We start from the raw sequence: 17,725 nt of genomic DNA, 5'->3' as shown, positions 1-17,725 counted from the left end.
CGGTGCGCCGCCTCCCTCCTATGCCCACTCGGGGGAGAGGCATGACCGCATGACGAAGTTCAACCGCGCCATCCGGCGCACCACGGCCACGACGACCACCACGGCCACGACGACCACCTACGAGGGCGGCGCCGCCGTCACCCGCGACAGCAGGTCCGAACTGGTGCTCCTGGCCGTGGTGAACATGGTCGGCGAGCAGACCTTCTACGAGTCCTCCGGCGACCGCGACGACCGCTTCCGCACCCTCGTCCGCACCGTCGCCGTCGAGGACGCCGACTGGACCGCGCGCTTCATCACCTGGTTGCGCGGCGAGGCCCAGATGCGCACCGCGTCGCTGGTCGCCGCCGCCGAGGCCGTCGCGGCACGTCTCGCGGCCGGGCTGCACGGCGGCAACCGCCGCATCGTCGACGCCGCGTGTCTGCGCGCCGACGAGCCCGGTGAGTTCCTCGCCTACTGGACCGCCCACCACGGCCGCGCGCTGCCCAAGCCGGTCAAGCGCGGCCTCGCCGACGCCGCCCGCCGCCTCTACACCGAGCGCTCGCTGCTCAAGCACGACACCGAAAGCCACGGCTTCCGCTTCGCCGACGTCCTGGAGCTGGTGCACGCCGCCCCGGATCCCGAAAAGCCGTGGCAGAGCGAGCTGTTCCGGCACGCCATCGACCGCCGCCACCACCGGGACGCCGCGCCCCCGGTCTCGCTGCGCACCCTGCGCGCCCGCGCCCGGCTGACCGTCCTGCCGCAGTGGGAGCGGCGCGCCGTGCTGGAGCGGCCGGACGCCGCCGAAGCGCTCCGCACCGCCGGGATGACCTGGGAGGCGCTCGCGGGCTGGCTGCAGGGGCCGATGGACGCGGTGGCCTGGCAGGCCGTGCTGCCCTCGATGGGCTACATGGCGCTGCTGCGCAATCTGCGCAACCTCGACGAGGCCGGGCTGCCGGACGTGGTCGCCGAACGGATCGCGGCACGGCTGGCCGACCCGGCGGAGGTGGCCCGCTCCCGCCAGTTCCCGTACCGCTTCCTGTCCGCGTACCGGGCCGCGCCGTCGCTGCGCTGGGGCCACGCCCTGGACCGGGCGCTGACCGCGGCCACGGCGGCCGTCCCGGCGCTGCCGGGCCGCACCCTGGTGCTCGTGGACACCTCCGGCTCCATGCAGGCGCCGGTCTCGGGCCGCTCCCAGGTGCGCCATGTGGACATCGGCGCGCTCTTCGGGGTCGCGCTCGCACACCGCGGCTGCCAGGTGGACCTGGTCGGCTTCGCCTCCGGGCACTTCGGCCACCGGCTGACCCCGGGTGGTTCGGTACTCCGCGACATCGAGGGATTCTGCGCGCGGATCGGCGAGGTCGGGCATGGCACGGAGACGGGGGCGGCGCTGCGGGCGGCCTACCGCGGCCACGACCGGGTGGTGATCGTCTCGGATCTGCAGGCGTTCGCCGATGCGCGCGGCGGCCGGTCCATGCCGGTCTCGGAGGCCGTTCCGGCGCGGGTGCCGGTGTTCGGCGTCAACACCACCGGCTACGCCGCCACGTCCATCGACACCGGCCGGCCGAACCGGTACGAGATCGGCGGCTTCAGCGACAAGCTGTTCACGATGGTCGGGCTGCTGTCGGAGGGCGACCGCGGCGGCCGGGTCGCCTGGCCGTGGGAGCAACTGGGGGAGGCGGCGTAGGTGGAGGCGTCACGAGTGGCATCCCCACTCACGGCTCATGCGGGGGCCTTACGGCTCGTGTCCGGCATGGCCGAACCGCGAGGCCGGTCGCGCCGTACGGTGGAGCGATGAGCTCTCGCACCCCCGTACGAAGCGTGGTGTCCCTCGTCCCCTCGCTCACCGAGGCCGTCGCCGCCACCGCGCCGGAGCTGCTGGCCGGAGTGACCGACTGGTGCACCCATCCGCCCGGCCTCGCGGCGGAGCGCATCGGCGGCACCAAGAACCCCGACACCGCCCGGATCGCCGCCCTCGCACCGGATCTCGTGGTCGCGAACGAGGAGGAGAACCGCCCCTCCGACCTCGCCGCGCTGCGCGCCGCCGGTCTCCAGGTCCTGGTGACCGAAGTACGCACCCTGGACCAGGCGTTCACCGAGCTGGAGCGGGTCCTGGTGCGCGGCTGCGGACTGGCCCGGCCCGGCTGGCTGGACGCGGCCGAGGCCGCCTGGGCGGACGTAACGGCCAGTGGCCCGGCACGGCAGGCCGTCGTACCGGTGTGGCGGCGTCCGTGGATGGTGCTGGGCCGGGACACCTTCGCCGGTGATGTCCTGGCCCGGCTGGGCGTACGGCACCTCTACAGCGCGCATCCCGAGCGCTATCCCCGCATCCCGATCGAGGAGTTGACGGCGCGGAACGCGGATCTGGTGGTGCTGCCCGACGAGCCGTACCGCTTCACGGCGGACGACGGCCCCGAGGCGTTTCCCGGCATCCCGGCGGCCCTGGTCAGCGGCCGTCACCTCACCTGGTACGGCCCCTCGCTGGCGGAGGCGCCCGCCGCCCTTACGGCCGCGTTGGCGGCGGCGCGCTGACGGCGGACTCACGTCCGAGCGTGTACGGCCGAGGGCCACGGCCAGGGCCTCCTCGCGCTGGTCGCGCAGAGTAATTTTCCCTACGGGAGTTGATCTCGACCCCCGCGAGTCCGGACCACCCCACGACGGAGGACCCTTGCTGAACGTCATCGCCGTTCCCACGACGCCCGAGGCGGCCCGAGCGGTCCGCGACCGCGCAGACGCGCTGATCGCCGCCCCGCTCCCGGACGACGCCGAGGTACGCGGCGACTGGGTCCGCGCGCCCGGCGCCCGGGGCGGCGCGGTGATCTATGTGCACGGCGGCGGGTTCGCCCACACCATGCCCGAGGCCGAGCGGGTGATGGCCTATCGGCTGTCGAAGGCCACCGGACGCCCCGCCCTGCGGGTGGACTACCGATTGGCGCCCGAACACCCCTATCCCGGGGCGCTCGAGGACGTTCTGGCCGCCTGGCGAAGCGTGCTGGACGAGGGTGTCCCCGCCGCCGAGGTCGTATTCGCCGGTGAGTCGGCCGGGGCCACGCTGGTGCTGTCCGCCCTGCTGGAGATCGGGCGGACCGGCGGTCCGCGGCCCGGTGCCGCGGTCGTGGTCTCACCCGTCACCGACTTCGCCCTTACCGGTGCGTCGCTCGCCGCCAACGACGGTAAGGACGTCATGAGCCGGGCCGCGCTCGACTCCATACGCGCCCAGTACCTGGCCGGCGCGCCCGCCGACCAGGCCCCGCAGTCGCCGCTGTACGGGGATCCGCGCGGGCTGCCGCCGCTGCTGATCGCCGTCGGCGCGGACGAGGTGCTCCTGGACGACGCCCGCCGCTTCGCCGAGGCGGCCGACGCCGCCGGGGTGAGCGTGCGCCTGGAGGAGTACGCGGACATGCCGCACGCCTTCCACCTGTCCGAGCAGGGCGAGGTGCTGCTGGACCGGATCGGGCGGTGGCTCGCCGACCCGGTCCGCGTCTTCACCGTCAGCGAGCCGGACGCGGGGCCCTACGCGCTCACCGGAGGCCCCGACGGCGCCCTGTGGTTCACCCTGGTCCACCAGGGCGCGATCGGCCGCAGGGACGCGGACGGCAGGATCACCGTCCACCCCGTGGGCGCCAAGCCGACGGTGATCGCCCAAGGGCCCGACGGCGCTCTGTGGTTCACCGAGTACGGCACCCACCGCATCGGCCGGATCACTGTCGACGGCACGGCCTCCTCCTACGGACCGCCGACCGCCGACGGCGGCCCGTTCGGGATCGCCGCGGGCCCGGACGGGGCCATGTGGTTCACGCTGTCGGGCACCGACCGCATCGGGCGGATCACCATGGACGGCGACATCACCGAGTACCCCGCGCCCGGAGCCTTCCCGTCCGCCCTGGCGGCGGGTCCCGACGGCGCGATGTGGTGCACCCTCAACCAGGGCAACGCCATCGGCCGGATCACCATGGACGGCCTGACGACCGTCCACCCCCTGCCGACCGAGACCGCCGCGCCGGTGGGCATCGCCCAAGGGCCGGACGGCGCCCTGTGGTTCACCGAGATCGGCGCGGGGCAGATCGGCCGCATCGCGGTGGACGGCACCGTCACCGAGTACCCGCTCCCCGACCGCGAGGCGCGGCCGCACGCCATCACCCCTGGCCCCGACGGGGCGCTGTGGTTCACCGAATGGGGCCGCGGCGGGGTCGGACGCATCACCACCGACGGCCGGATCACGGCGTACGACCTGCCCCGAGCCGACTGCGAACCGCACGGCATCGCCCCGTACGACGGCGCGCTGTGGTGCGCCCTGGAAACGGGCTCCCTGGCCAGGCTCGACGTCCCCCGGTGACGGTCTCGGCCCCCGGCTCCGATCCCCGAGACCGCGCGCCGGAACCAGGCGGGGGGTGGGCCGGGGACCGGAGCCCCCGCCCCACCCGCTTCAGCACCCTCAGCCCTCCACAGAGCAGCAGGAGTCGCGCCGCAACAGCCGCCCCACCTCCAGCCACTCATCCGCCGACCGCCCGTGCGGTGCCGCCGCGGGACCGGCCCCCGGGAAGGACTCGACCAGCTCGCGCTGCTCGTACGGCACCCCGCCCCGCAGCACCGACACCGTCCGTACCAGCGTGTCGAAGTCCGTGAAGGGATCGCCGTCCACGACCGTCAGATCCGCCAGCTTCCCGACCTCCAGGGTCCCCAGATCGCGATCGGCACCGAAGGCCCGCGCCGGCAGGATGGTCGCCGTCCGCAGCGCCTCCTGCGGCGACAGCCCGTACCGGTGCAGGGCGCGCAGGGCCAGATGCAGATGGAGGCCCACCGGCACCAGCGGCTGGTCCGTCCCCAGGGCCACCACCCCGCCCTCGGCCAGAATCCGCCGGTAGACCCCGATCTCGGTGCCCAGCGTGGTCAGTTGATCCGACGTCGGGGGTGTCCCGGCGAGCTGCCGTACGAGCGCGGTGTCCCACGGCGGCATCAGACGGGTGACCCGCTCGTCCTCCGCCAGCGAGGGGTCCGCGCCCACCAGGGGCGAGGCCGTGAACGGCGTGGCGATGAGCCGGAAGTCGGAGGTCGCGGTGTAGATCTCCGTGACGTCCTGCTGGGAGTGCCCGGACGCCGTCGTGGCGTGGCCGTACTCCAGCCGCTGGGTGGCCTGCAGATGCGTCGTCAGGTCCTGTCCGAGCTGTATGCCCGGTGAGCACAGATGGCTGCCGGTGCGCACACCGAGCCGCTCATGCGCGAACCGGGCCGCCTCCTCCATGATCCATCCGGGCGCGCGTACATACGTCTTGACGAAGTCCCAGTCGAGCGCGGCACCGCGCTCCAAAGAGCGCCGCAGACCGTCCCGGGTGCGATGCGCCCGGCCCATGCTGTACGCGACGCGCGGCCCGTCCAGCAACTCGCCGGTGGCCAGCAGCCGCGGCCCGGCCAGGGCGCCCGCCGCGACGGCCTCCCTGAGGCGCGCCTGCTCATAGGCGAAGCCGCCGAGGGAGACCGCGGTGGTGATGCCGTAGGCGAGCTGCAGGGCGGTCTGGCGGCCGCCATAGGTGTACTGCCAGGGGTGGGTGTGAGCGTCCCACAGCCCTGGGATGACGGTGCGTTCGGAGGCGTCGACGCGCCGCTTCGCGGGCCGCCCGGCCCGGTGGGCCTCCACGGCCGCGATGCGTCCGCCGCGCACCACGATGTCCACGTCCTCGCGGACCGTGCCGCCCTTACGGCCGTCATGACCGGCGCCACCGCCCTCGCCTCCGGTGCCGTCCCACAACCGTCCGGCGTGGACGACGGTGTCCGCGGGGCGCGGCCGCCGGTGGTCCAGTGGGACGCGCACCGTCCGGGCGGTGCCGCGCTCGACGTCCAGCAGCCGCAGTCGGCCCGCCGACAGATACAGGACGTGGCGGGAGTCGCCGGACCAGGAGGGATGGTCGGCGGCCTCGTCGGTCAGCCGGCGCGGCGCGCCGTCGGGGGTGCCGTCCGCCCTCACCGGCAGCAGCCACAGGGCGGACTCGACGATGAGCGCCATATGGCGGCCATCGGGGGACCAGACCGGTCCGGAGTCATAGCGGTCGGAGAGGGAGGTGTGCGGTGCGACGGCATGCTGCCTGGCCGTACCGGTGCCGGTGTCGATCACCCGGATCAGGTTGTAGCCCTCGCGGAACCGCTGGTTCAGTCGGTTGCGATCGCACAGGGCGACATAGCGCCCGTCGGGCGACCAGCTCGGCCGGCCGGGCAGTCCGCCGGCGCCCATCGGCGCGGCGAGCACCCGTTCCGTACCGGCGTCGAGATCGCGCAGAACCAGGTTTCCCGACATATCGACACAGGCGAGCCGCTTGCCGTCGGGGGAGAGCGCCGGATGCACCCTGCCGCCGGAGGCCAGCACGGTCTCCTCGCCCGAGGCGAGGTCCCGGCGGCGCGCGGCCAGCAGCCCATCGCGGTCGTCGGCGTACACCAGGGCGCGCCCGTCGGGCGTCCAGGTGGGGGCCAGCAGATACCGGGTGGGGGCCGCCCGTACGACCCGGCGCGGGGCGCGGCCGCCGGAGACATCGGCGACCCAGAGGGAGTTGAGGGCGGCGAAGGCCACCTTACGGCCGTCAGGAGAGAGCGCGGGCAGATGCAGCCCGCGCACCGGCCGCACCCCGCCACCGTCGAAGTCGTACCGCTTGACGCGATACCGGGGCCGGTTCACCGGGAGGGTGGCGGAGAAGGGGATCTCCTCGTACGCGATGTCCTTACGGTCGGATTCCTCACCGGCTCCGGCCGTGCCGGACCGTACCGCCGGGGACACCCGGAACACCCGGAACCGTCCGTCGACGGTGAGCAGCAGCTCGTCCCGCGACACCCAACGGGGCGGCACGGGCTGCACATCCCCCGTGATCGCCACCGGCTCGCCGGCCACGACCAGCGTGCAGGAGGCGGCGGGAGCGGCCGTGGTCCGCAGATAGGCGAGATGGCCCTCAGCCGACACGGACGGCGTCATCACCTGGGCGCCGGCGGTGGGATCGGTGTGCTCGGCCGTGACCGACCCGGTGCCGTCGGCCCGTACGGAGGCGACCGTACGGGCGTTCAGCGTCGTCCCGGCGAGTGCGCCGCGCACGAACAGCACCCGCTCGCCGTCCGCGGACCAGGTGGGGTCGAAGTCCTCCCAGGCGCCGTCCTGGAGCGGCCCGTCCTGGCCGTCCACGCCCGTGAGCCGGGCGAGCTCACCGCTGGCCACCTCCAGCACCCAGATCCGGTACGGGCTGCCCGCCACGGGGTCGCCGCCGCGCTCGGAGGCGAAGGCGATCCGGGTGCCGTCGGGCGACCAGGCCGGACCGCGGTCGTCCCACGGGCCATCCGTTCGCTGCCGCAAACCGGAACCGTCGGGGTGCAGCGTCCAGATATGGAATCCGCCGCCCCGGTAGGCGCAGACGGCCAGCAGCTTTCCATCGGGGGAGTAGACCGGCCGGGTGGGCTCCAGATCGGCCGGTGTGAGCGATATGGCCTCGCCACCCTTACGGGCGACCGACCACAGGACGTTCTGAACCTCGGCGATCATGCGGTCGCCGGACGGAGAGAGGGTCGCGGCGCCGTTGGTGGCGGCGGTGAAGGAGAGCGAGCCCGGCCGGGCCGGTGCGGCGGCGGCCGTCTCGAAGGGCAGGGTGGCCGCGGTGGCGGCGGCGGTGCCCGCGGCGGCTGCCTGCAGAAAGCGCCGCCGCGACAGGGCGGCGGCAGCGGCGGAGGCGGGGGAGAGCGAAGCGTCGTGCGTGTCCAACGGTCCTCCTGGAGCAAGGGAGTTGCATGGGTCAGGAGTCGATACGCGGTACCAAGCCCTTGATCGTTACACCCCCCACGCCCCGGAGGACAAGAGCGCGTCGATGCCCTTGGCTTGCGGGCCCGGCAAAGGGAGAGTGGGCTTCCGCCCGCACCCCCGCGCGCCAGACGGATTCACACCCGACCCACCAGACCGACTCGCACAGTCCGACTCGCACAGACCGACCAGCACCAAATCGATGAGCACCAGATCGATGAGCACCAGGAGATGAGACGGCATGCCAGAAGGCGGTATCACCCACCGCACCGACCATCTGCCCAGGCCCGACGGTGTGCGGGTCGCGACCTACACCTGGCTGCCGGAGAACGGCGCCCCGCGCGCGATCGTCCAGATCGCGCATGGCGCCGCCGAACACGCCCGGCGCTACGACCGGTTCGCACGCTTCCTCGCCGCGCAGGGCTATGCGGCGGTCGCCTCGGACCATCGCGGCCACGGAGTCACCGCCGAGTCGACGGGCGGCTTCGGCGTCGTGGGCGAGGAGGGCGACAGCTGGCGGGCGATCGTCTCGGACCTGCGTGCCGTCGGCGACCGCGTCCGGGCCGCGCACCCCCGTGTGCCGCTGGTCCTGCTCGGCCACAGCATGGGTTCGATGCTGGCCCGCGACTGCGCCCAGGAGTACGGCGAGGAACTGGCCGGGCTGATCCTCTCCGGGACCTTCCGCTCCCTCCCGGGGACCGAGACCGAGGCGGCGCTGGAGGGCATCGCCCAGGAGATCGCGGAACGGGGCCGGACCGCCCCGTCCACCTTCACCCCGACCCTCTTCGCCTCGTTCAACGACCCGTACGAGTCCCTTCAGGACCGAACGGGCTTCGAGTGGCTCTCGCGCGACCCCGCGGAGGTGGCCGCGTACGCGGCGGACGAGCGGTGCGGCTTCGCGTTCAGCGCCGGGCTGTCCCTGGACTGGGTCCATGGCGTCCGTAAGATCAACGACCCGCGCCACCAGGCCCGTATCCCGGCCGCGCTGCCGGTGCATCTGGCGGTCGGCACCGAGGACCCGTGCAACCAGGGGATGACGCTCGTCTACGAACTCCTGGAGGACTTCCGCTACGGCGGCACGCGGGAGCTGAGCTGGAAGGGATACCAGGGGGCCCGGCACGAGATCCTCAACGAGACCAACCGGGACGAGGTCCAGCAGGACCTGCTGACCTGGCTGGAAAAGCACCTCTGAACCGCGGGCCGCCCGGCCCCGGCGGAGCCACCGCCTCAGCGCAGGAAGCCGGAAATCCGCTCGCGCAACGACGCCGGGTCCAGCCCCTGACCCGCGAGATGCTCGTCGATCGCGCCGTAGCGGCACAGCTCGCGCCGGGGGATGCCCCAGGCCGAGCCACCCGATGCGGACGGTCGGCGAGCGCGTCGTTGACGGCGGCGGTCGACGTGCCCGCGAGATACGGCTCGACCAGCACGACATCGCCTGCCGCCCCCGCACCAGCGTGCAGCGTCCGCGCATCAAAGGGCCGCACCGTAGTGGCGTACAACACGGTCGCATCCAGCCCCTTCACGGCCGTGAGCACGCTGTCGAGCATCGGCCCGACCGCGATCACCACGCCGCCGCGCCCCTCCCGTACGGTCAGGAAGCGGCCGGGGACGATGTCCCGCGGGGCGGAGTTGAATGCGCCGACAGCCGTACGTACACCAAGTCGTCACCGGCCGCGGCCGCGTCCCGCAGCAGGGTCTCGGCCTCGTCCGGATGGCCGGGCACATGGACGGTCCAGCCGTCGAGCGTGTCCACCAGCACCCCGCTCACGCCCTGATGCCCGAAGTCCAGCTTGACCTGCTCAAAGGGCCGCTCGACCAGAAAGCTGGCGAAGGTGTGCAGAATCGGCCGTATCCCGGTCAGGGTCAGTCCACCGCCGACGCCCACCAGCAGCTGCTAGCGGATGCCGACATTGATCACCCGGTCGGGATGCGCCCGGGCCGCGACGGCATGCGGCCGCCCCGGGTGCGGTTCGGTGTGCGCCTCGTACAGCGCCTGGTGATCACGCCCGTCCACGGTCGCCGTGAACCATCCCGCGGCCTCGAAGCGCGCGGCGATGCCCCCGGGCCGGCCATGGGTGGCGGAGGCTTTGTCGACAACGACCGTGTGCAGCCGCTCCAGCCCCACGGCCCCCCGCATAGGCGATCGCCTCGTGATTGCTGCAGCCGGTGCGAACGTCGGTGAGGCATAGTCCGACCATGGGGGGCTTAAACCATACTTCAGGTCAAACCCCCACCCTCCCCACCAACGCCGCAGCCCACAGCCCCCGCCCGGTTACGCTGGGCAACCACCCCATCCCGCTGAGCGAACACCCAGCTGATCCCGCCGGACTCCCCGATCTTCACCCAGGGGTGGCAGCAGCCACCCCCTGAGGTGCGGTATTGTTCTTCATGCGCGGTCGGCGAGGGGAAAGCCCAAGCCGAACGAGCACCGGGACGTGGCGCAGCTTGGTAGCGCACTTGACTGGGGGTCAAGGGGTCGCAGGTTCAAATCCTGTCGTCCCGACGGTGCAGAGGGTCTTCGCAGGTCAACACCTGTGAGGGCCCTCTTTTCGCGCTCCCGATTCCGGCGTCGAGGTCGAGCACGCCGCTCACCGACACCTTGACTCGGAGGGTTTCTCTCCATGCCGCTTCTGGACCTGGACAAGATCACCGCAGGGCTCCCCAAGACCTGGCAGGGCTTCCTGCGCGACTGGGACCGCTCGCTGCGGGCGGGCAACTACCCGGAGACCACCCGCTACAACTACCTCCTCGCCGCCGCACAGCTCGCCCGCTACCTGAACGAGAACGCGACGTCCGACCTCGAGGCGGAGGACGCGGCCGAGGATCCGGCTGAGGTCACCCGCGCGCACATCGAGGCGTTCCAGGGCTGGATGATCGAGACGCGGTCGGCGTCGACCGCGCTGAACAAGCACAAGGGACTTCAGCAGTTCTTCAAGTGGCTGATGCTGGACGAGGAGGAGATCGACCGCTCGCCGATGGAACGCGTCCGCCAGCCCAAGACCGTGAAGAAGCTGATCCCGGTCATCCGGGACGACGACACCAAGAAGGTGCTGGCCACCTGTAAGGGCAAGGCGTTCCTCCAGTTGCGGGATGAGGCCATCATCCGCCTTTACTACAACACCGGCGCCCGCCTGTCCGAGGTCGGCAACCTCACCCTGGAGGACATCGACCTGGTCACCGACTCGGTGCACTACCACGGCAAGGGCAGCCGCGACCGCCGCGTGCGGTTCGGCCCGAAGACGGCCCGGGCGGTGAGCCGGTATCTGCGGGCCCGCGCCAAGCACAAGGGCGCCGAGCTGCCGGACCTGTGGCTGGCCGAGCGCGGCGGGAAGCGGCTGGCACCGAACGGCATCAAGATCATGATCAAGCGGCGTGGCCTGTCCGCCGGGGTGAAGGGCGTACATGCCCACCGGTGGCGGCACAACTTCGCCCACGAGTGGAAACGGGCAGGCGGGGACTCGGGCGACCTGATGCTGCTGATGGGCTGGATCTCCGAGGACATGCCCCGCCACTACGGCGCCAGCGCGGCCGCCGAGCGCGCCCAGGAGACCCACCAGCGGATGGGAATCGGCGAGAATGTCTGACCAGGACACGCTGCCTGCGACGCAGCGAGGCGCCCCACCGGACCGCCGCTCAACTTTTCGCCTGGTGACGGCCATCATGGCGGCCGTCGTCGGTCTGACATTCCTGTTCGGCTTCGGCAATGTATGGAGCCTGGCCTTGCGCCTGGGCGTCCCGCCGTGGGTGGCACCGTTGGTCGCACCGGCGGTCGACCTCTCCGTCCTCGGCCTGCTCCTGGGCATCCGGCACCTTGCCCTCCACGGCGCGGGCGCGGAGGAACTGCGTCCGGCGCGTCGGCTGTTGCTGTTCTCGAGTCTGATGACCCTGGCGCTGAATGTGGCCGATCCGCTGATCGCCGGCCATCTGGGCAAGGCCGCGTTCGACGCGGTCGGCCCATTGCTGCTGATCGGCTGGGCCGACGTCGGCCCCGGGCCTTCTCCAAGCCATCGGTGCCTTCAGGCAAACCACTGTGGACAGCCACACGACCACCGAAGAGTCAGGCCCGACTCACAACGCGTCGTTGCCCCACCAGCCGGGCGTTTCGGAGGATCAGCCCGATGACCTCCTGGAACGTGCGCGGCGGGAAGACGCCCGCCACTGGAAGGAACATCAGCGGCCGATCTCCGCGGAGACTCTCCGTAAGCGACTTCATGTTGGCGCCGCCCGGTCCCGGATGCTCGTGGCCATGGTGCGCTCGGGAGATTCTCACCAGCCGGGCCGGGAATCGCATGGCGATGATACGGCTGTCAGTGGCCTCGACGGGTGAGTCCCGGCATCGGTCGGGCTCATCGTTGCAGGAAGGCGGACAGGAGGAGTTCGGACTCTGGGGAGAGCGAACGCCGCGGCCAGCGCATCGGAATCGGCAGGCTGATTCTCGTCGATGACCAGCAGCACCTCCTGCCCAGGAGGATGAGTGATGTCTGAGCAGAGGGAAGGTAGGCCGGTGTGGGAAGGGCGAGCGACTATCGGTGTTGCTGACTGGCTTGCTGCGCAGTTGGAGCGGGTCCTGAGCCGAGCGAGCAGCAACGCGGCGTACTGGCGGGCCTCTTCAACAGGGAGCGACCGTCGCGCCCTCTGGCAGAGGGAGCCCGCCCACAGAGAACGAGGACCCTTCCCCGGGATACTCGGGAAGGGTCCTCGCTAGGTGTCTGGGGCCGTAGTCCCGCGGAAGGAGAGCGCCTCTCAGTTGGCCTTTACATACGCCTCACGGACGGTCGCCGAAACACGGCCACGGTCGCTGACCTCGTAGCCGTTCTCCTTGGCCCAGGCCCGGATTTCGGCGGTGTCCTGACCTCCCGCCGGGGTTGTAGACCGGCGTTTCCGCCTGGCGGCAGAGCCCTGTGTGACGCTCCCACGTACGCGACGAGCGCCCTTGGCGTTCAGGTAGGGACTCAACGCCTCCAAGAGCTGGTCGTAGTTCTGGGGTGACAGGTCAAGTTCGACCCCAGCCCCATCGATCAGGACGGTGTGGGTGCTGATCTCTTCTGATTCCTCACCAGTGAGATCATCTACGTACGTGGTGACAACTTTCTGGGCCATGCTCAGGATGATAAACCAACGAGACCATGGTGTGAATGAAATGCTGATGGACCAGAACCAGGGACTCCACCCGTACATGCTGCTAAGTGGCCCAGATGCCCCATTCGCCGACAACACCGCTGACGAACGCCTCGTCAGGGCGGGCGACTTAGGTGGGCTTATCCAAATACAGTCACCCGTGTATCCGTCAGAGTAGACGGTAGGCGGCTCTCTCTTCTTCCCAGCCTTGGTGGTGGAGAAGTGAAGGAGGGTGAGTCACTGCTAGGCAATTCCTAGGTACGGACCAGCAGTGAGGTAGGGATGATCATTCGGGCTCGCTCGTGCAATTCACGAGCTTTGTGATTCTTGAGATGCGGTCGAATTCGCTCGTACATGCTCTTCATTTTTTGGTCGGCTCGTCCTGACTGAACCAAAGGGTAATCATCTAGCGATAGATGCCACGTAGCGCAGGCAGCCTCCAGGTGGCCCATTTCGAGCTGTCTTTCTGCGAGAAGCGCGCGGTGCCGTACGCGGGCGCGTCGATATACATCGTATCGCAACTGATCCGACTGCATCATCGCAGAGACTGAGCCCGAGACATCGCCAAGTTCATAGCGAACTTGACTGACGTGGTAATTGAGGGAAGAGGGATCGTAGGACCCGAACGGTTTTGACCGGGACTCCGCTTTGTCCATGGAGATTTCGGCATCTCGAAGGTACATGAGTGCGCTGCTACGGTCTCCAACTTGCGCGCTCGCGTGCGCCTGCTGTCCCGCCAGGAAGGCCCTCATCCTGGGGCCGGCCTGTGGTGACGCGGCAGCAGCGGCGTCGGCAAGACGTACAGCTTCCGGGCCGTGGCCCAGATCAACGGCCTGAACGCTCATTCCGCGCAGGGTTGTGCAATACGTCAGGTGATCCTCTGATGCTCCTGCCAGTTCCAGAGCTTTCAAATAGTACTGCTGCGCCAATCCGTGAAGACCTTCGTCTACAGCCATGTACCCCGTCAGGTAGCAGAGGTCAGAGGCGGCAGACATCATGGCTTTACGCACTGGTTCCGGGGCATCGGCGTGCAAATACGGGGCTACTGTGTTCACCAGAAAGGCTGCCGCCATGGGTCTTGCATGACGCCCGCCAAACTGGTCGTCAAGCTCCGATATCCGTTCAGTCATAGCAATGACCGTGTGGACATCCTGCATTCCTATGCGTCGCACCTGCCCTGTCTGTGCGGACTCCATGCGACCGACCACGTCTGGCCAGTTGGGTACCGTCAGCGCGACAGAGAAGAGGCTCGCGCCAAGGATGCTGCGGCGCGAGGGGTCCATGTCTTGTCTCCCCAAGTCGATCAACGCCTCCACGGTACCCGGGCGTGCGTTCGTCTCGTCCGCGGGCGGGGGGAAACCTGCCTCAGCATGCGTGATCGGTCGGCCCAGCTTTCGGGCGAATACCTCCAAGATCAGCGGCCGGACAGGCTCCTTCGGCATGTGTCCCCGAAGCCACTGATGGACGGAGGGTTCCCGGTACCTCTGGGGCGTTCCGCGTTCGGTGCCCACGCGGTTGATCTCCTGGGCGAGCTGCCGCAGCGTCCACCCGGTCTCTATGTACAGCCGCTGCAGGCCCGCATTGGGCTCCCGCTGGCTCACTCTGCGCTCAACTCCTCAGCAAATGCGGGCGCTTAAAGCTCTTAAAAGTTGCCACTCACGCCACGGTACCGCGATGCGTAGTGGAGCGGTTGCCTAGAGCGAGAAGGACCCCCGCCACCTGTGACTGGCCCGGGGGCATGGCCCACGCTGTAGAGGAGCGCCACCTGTGAACAAGGCCATCGCTCGTATGGCGACAACAGGAAGGCTGCGACAAGCGGCGGCAGTGAAGTTCGGTGGGGCGATTGCTGTGCCTGAGGGATCACCGATGGGCGAGTCACCGGACAGGTCTGAGGGAGGCGTGTCCCGATCTGCGGACACCTGCCGCACTCCGTTGACCTCTCGCTTCGCAGGGTTGCCGTACAGCCTCGTCGGCAACGCCGCCCAAATGAGTCGATGGTCTCCCACGGGCGGTGAGCTGAGGTGACGGCAGCCACAACAGCGCCCGCACGCCCGGGATCACTTGCCGGTCTTCGCACGCATGACGTCATGAAGGTGTGCTTCGAAATCAGCCCGCGCGACCTCGGAGAGAACATCCCCGATCAGGACGCGCAACGCGTCAGCCAAATGCGTCATCTGGCCAAGGCGTGCCTCGTGTACTGGAAGCTGTCTGCGTTGACCGGTGACGTGATGCTGCTCGTGTCCGAACTGGTCACCAACGGCGTTAAACACAGCTGTGGCACCGAGATCACCATGACGCTCTGCACTGCCGATGGCGGATTGCGACTTGAGGTTAGCGACGAGACCAGCCAGCGGCCTCAGATCCAACATCCGGACAACGACGCCGAGAGCGGTCGTGGACTCCAGCTCGTACAGTGGATCACCCAGCAGCACGGCGGTTCTTGGGGGGTCAGCCCCGACGGCACCAGTACCTGGTGCTCGATCCCCCTCCCCTCGCCTGGAGGCGATGGTGGCTAAAGGAATGATCGCTGCACACGCCATCGGGAAAGGCGGACCGCGAGAGGCCACCCAGTGGGTACCTCCGCTGGACGCGGAAACGCTGGAGCACATCCTGGTCAAGATGCGGGACTGGGATCCGCTCGACTGCGACGCGATCTTCGAGGACCTGGCCCATGCCTTCGACGGCCAGCCGCCTGAGGACAGCGAGGCCGATCAACTCGCCCATCGCCTGAGCGACAGCCTCGGACAGCTCGTCAACATCGCTCTGGCCGGGCGTGCGGACCAGCGGGATTACGAGACGACAGTGCTCGTCGAGAGGGCCCACACCGTGCGCTCCAAAGAGAAGCCAATCGGCTCCTGGACGGCCATCGGCTACTTGCGGCGGCTGGCGTGGGTCACCAACGAACTGCTCGAGCGCCTTTGCCGGACCGGGCATATCGATGGCATTCCATGACCGCGTCAACTGGACCACCCCGCGTCTGGTGGGGAGGGCCGGCCGCCGCCCCTGCTCCAACTGCCAGGAAGGGAGGGGCGGCGGCCAATCCAGGCGTGACACGGACCCACTACTCCCTCTTCGGCACCTTCTTCCCGTTCCCTCGCGGAGTCACAAGGCCGCCGAAGAGGGGCTCTACTCGCAAAGCACATTCCGAAAGGATTGAACATGAGTTGGGGCCAGCACCTTTCCGCCGTCGGCGGGATGCTGCACGACTACTCCAGTGCTGTCCTTCGGCGTCCACGACCGCGTCAGCACTTCGCGGGCACGATGCGCGTGCCGTACATCGCTTCCTGGACGGGAGAAAATGCGCCCCCGGCCGCGATCACGACGCGACATGGCCGCGATGGTATGGGGATCGGTTACGCGGACGAATACGGAATCGCGGACCGTCGGCGGGGCGCGCTGTGGATCCGGGTGCCGGCCAAGCCTGGGGCTGGCGCACCACTGCTCGACCGTGTGCACGCCCTGCGCCAGCGGCAGGCGATGAATTTCATGCTGTGTCAGTACTGCGGCCGGCCCACCGATGACCGACCCGATGGGCGGCATCTGTTCTTGCTGCCCGCGGGGGCTGGCAGACCGGTCACAGATGGGGAGAGGACCACCACGCCGCCTGTGTGCGATGGCTGTGCCGTCGAGACATGGGGCTGTCCCTCGGCGCGGAGGGAGTGCGTGGCGGTGTGGGTGGAGGAGGTCACGGCCTGGGGTGTGGCTGGCGATGTGTACGCACCCACGACCCTCCGGCCGGTGCCCGGCGAGCACGGCGAGCGGTTCACGCTCGTGGCGTACGGCGACCCGCGGCTTCGTTGGACACTCGCCTGCCGCGAAGTCGTCGCGCTCCACGGCTGCACGGCCGTGGACCTTGAAGACCTGAGGGAACGCACCGCCGCCTGAGCCATCCATCCCCATGCCATCGCCACCCATACGTATCGAGACGGGAAGGGTCATTGTGGCAAGCCAACCGCGCCCATCGCCGGGCCGTTTGAGGCTGTCTGCCCGCGAGCGCGAAGCCCTCCAGCTCACAGCGAGCGGTATGACGCCGGCAGAAGCGGCCGTGGAGATGGGGGTGTGTACCTCCAGGGTGAACGACTGCCTGCGGTACGCCTCGGCGAAGCTCCACTCGCCCGAGCGGCCGGGTGCCGTGCATCGGGCCTACCTGCTGGGGGTAATCTCCCCACCCGAGCACACAAACGATGGTGTGAACCTCGTGCTCAGTACGGGGCAGCACGAAGTGCTCCGCGGCTTGGCGGGCGGCCAGGATCTGGGATGGATCGCTGCGAACAGCGGGGCGCACGCGGACGTCGTGCGTAGGGACATGCGTGCACTGATGGCGCTGGTAGACGCCAGAACCACGATGCATCTTATTCGCCGTGGCTGGGAGCTCGGCCTGCTCGGACCGACACGGAATGAAGTATCCAATCCCTCGACTGTCAGTGTGAACTCCGGACGGGACTAGTCCGGTCGGCTACTCATAGGTAGTTCACCCTCGGCTCTCAGAGACTCTCTTCAGCCTTTCATCCATCACGATCGCAGCCGGAGCTTCTTCGGCGACCGACATTAAGTACGAGCCTCCGTATTTTAGGGATTCAGACATGACTGCCAAGTTGGAAGACCTCCCTCGTGTGCCACGAAGGAAGATACTTACGGGGAAGGATCGCGAAAGCTTCCGTGTGAGCGTCAGTGTCGTCTATGTAAACAACCCCAACGTGAGCATTCGGGATATAAGTGAGACCACAGGACGCTCATTCGGGTTTATTCGCAAGATGCTCATTGAGTCGGATGTAAAGCTGCGCTCACGCGGCGGATCACACGCGTTGCGAAAAGACGCTGAAGATTGAGAACGTCGGCAAGCCGAGAGTGATGCGGTCTTGAGGT

General features: G+C 69.3%; 13 protein-coding genes, 1 tRNA gene and 3 pseudogenes. 12 read left to right on the top strand and 5 right to left on the bottom strand.

The genetic code is table 11. From position 1 onward, the window contains the following. The first annotated feature begins 49 nt into the window (after positions 1-49). The 4 genes and pseudogenes from BLV72_RS04680 (at position 50) to BLV72_RS49635 (ending at position 4,312) form a co-directional block, all read left to right on the top strand. Positions 50-1,663, top strand: coding sequence for a TROVE domain-containing protein (locus BLV72_RS04680; RefSeq protein ID WP_093460487.1), 1,614 nt, complete (start codon positions 50-52; stop codon positions 1,661-1,663). A 107-nt stretch (positions 1,664-1,770) separates the two neighbouring features. Beyond that, positions 1,771-2,508, top strand: a complete 738-nt coding sequence (locus BLV72_RS04675; RefSeq protein ID WP_093460485.1) for a helical backbone metal receptor — start codon at positions 1,771-1,773, stop codon at positions 2,506-2,508. A gap of 283 nt (positions 2,509-2,791) precedes the next feature. After that, positions 2,792-3,382 (top strand): annotated as a pseudogene (locus BLV72_RS49640) (alpha/beta hydrolase); the annotation flags it as partial. A gap of 33 nt (positions 3,383-3,415) precedes the next feature. Continuing rightward, positions 3,416-4,312, top strand: coding sequence for a Vgb family protein (locus tag BLV72_RS49635; RefSeq protein ID WP_244321368.1), 897 nt, complete (start codon positions 3,416-3,418; stop codon positions 4,310-4,312). 99 nt (positions 4,313-4,411) lie between these two features. On the opposite strand, the gene BLV72_RS04665 is transcribed toward BLV72_RS49635, so the two are convergent. Beyond that, positions 4,412-7,705, bottom strand: coding sequence for an amidohydrolase family protein (locus BLV72_RS04665; protein WP_093460483.1), 3,294 nt, complete (start codon positions 7,703-7,705; stop codon positions 4,412-4,414). 277 nt (positions 7,706-7,982) lie between these two features. Here BLV72_RS04665 and BLV72_RS04660 point away from each other — a divergent pair, with 277 nt between their 5' ends. Further along, positions 7,983-8,933 carry an alpha/beta fold hydrolase gene (locus BLV72_RS04660; RefSeq protein ID WP_093460481.1) on the top strand — a complete coding sequence of 317 codons (951 nt, stop codon included), beginning with the start codon at positions 7,983-7,985 and terminating at the stop codon, positions 8,931-8,933. 35 nt (positions 8,934-8,968) lie between these two features. Here BLV72_RS04660 and BLV72_RS48700 read toward each other — a convergent pair. Beyond that, a pseudogene (locus BLV72_RS48700) lies at positions 8,969-9,689 on the bottom strand (transketolase C-terminal domain-containing protein); the annotation flags it as partial. Further along, positions 9,666-9,900 (bottom strand): annotated as a pseudogene (locus BLV72_RS49630) (transketolase); the annotation flags it as partial. The pseudogenes BLV72_RS48700 and BLV72_RS49630, both read right to left, overlap by 24 nt. Positions 9,901-10,170: 270 nt before the next feature. Here BLV72_RS49630 and BLV72_RS04645 point away from each other — a divergent pair. The 3 genes from BLV72_RS04645 to BLV72_RS04635 all read left to right on the top strand — a co-directional run bounded on the left by BLV72_RS04645 (position 10,171) and on the right by BLV72_RS04635 (position 11,863). Then, positions 10,171-10,244, top strand: a tRNA-Pro gene (locus tag BLV72_RS04645). Between the two features lie 118 nt (positions 10,245-10,362). Beyond that, on the top strand, positions 10,363-11,325 hold the full coding sequence (locus BLV72_RS04640; RefSeq protein ID WP_093460479.1) for a tyrosine-type recombinase/integrase: 963 nt from the start codon (positions 10,363-10,365) through the stop codon (positions 11,323-11,325). 64 nt (positions 11,326-11,389) lie between these two features. Next, the gene (locus tag BLV72_RS04635; protein WP_208905540.1) at positions 11,390-11,863 is read left to right on the top strand and encodes a hypothetical protein; all 474 of its coding nucleotides are present in this window, start codon (positions 11,390-11,392) and stop codon (positions 11,861-11,863) included. 621 nt (positions 11,864-12,484) lie between these two features. Here the strand turns inward: BLV72_RS04635 and BLV72_RS04625 are convergent. Both BLV72_RS04625 and BLV72_RS04620 read right to left on the bottom strand, forming a co-directional pair. Continuing rightward, positions 12,485-12,841 (bottom strand): histone-like nucleoid-structuring protein Lsr2, encoded by a 357-nt coding sequence (locus BLV72_RS04625; protein ID WP_093460478.1) that lies wholly within the window; start codon positions 12,839-12,841, stop codon positions 12,485-12,487. Between the two features lie 272 nt (positions 12,842-13,113). After that, positions 13,114-14,460, bottom strand: a complete 1,347-nt coding sequence (locus BLV72_RS04620; RefSeq protein WP_093460476.1) for an NsdA family TPR-like regulatory protein — start codon at positions 14,458-14,460, stop codon at positions 13,114-13,116. Positions 14,461-14,946: 486 nt separating this feature from the next. On the opposite strand from BLV72_RS04620, the gene BLV72_RS04615 reads away from it, so the two are divergent. From BLV72_RS04615 to BLV72_RS49625, 4 genes are all read left to right on the top strand, one after another. Then, positions 14,947-15,375, top strand: a complete 429-nt coding sequence (locus BLV72_RS04615) for an ATP-binding protein (RefSeq protein ID WP_093460475.1) — start codon at positions 14,947-14,949, stop codon at positions 15,373-15,375. A 4-nt stretch (positions 15,376-15,379) separates the two neighbouring features. Next, complete coding sequence (locus tag BLV72_RS04610) at positions 15,380-15,811, top strand: DUF6415 family natural product biosynthesis protein (RefSeq protein WP_093460473.1); 432 nt, start codon at positions 15,380-15,382, stop codon at positions 15,809-15,811. A 207-nt stretch (positions 15,812-16,018) separates the two neighbouring features. Continuing rightward, positions 16,019-16,744, top strand: coding sequence for a hypothetical protein (locus tag BLV72_RS04605; protein ID WP_093460472.1), 726 nt, complete (start codon positions 16,019-16,021; stop codon positions 16,742-16,744). A 698-nt stretch (positions 16,745-17,442) separates the two neighbouring features. Beyond that, positions 17,443-17,688 carry a helix-turn-helix domain-containing protein gene (locus BLV72_RS49625; protein ID WP_244320655.1) on the top strand — a complete coding sequence of 82 codons (246 nt, stop codon included), beginning with the start codon at positions 17,443-17,445 and terminating at the stop codon, positions 17,686-17,688. Positions 17,689-17,725: the final 37 nt, after the last annotated feature.

Origin of the sequence: Streptomyces melanosporofaciens, from assembly GCF_900105695.1 — a bacterium.
In the GTDB taxonomy this organism is placed as follows: Bacteria; Actinomycetota; Actinomycetes; order Streptomycetales; family Streptomycetaceae; genus Streptomyces; species Streptomyces antimycoticus.
This window is presented reverse-complemented; position numbering and strand designations above follow the sequence as displayed.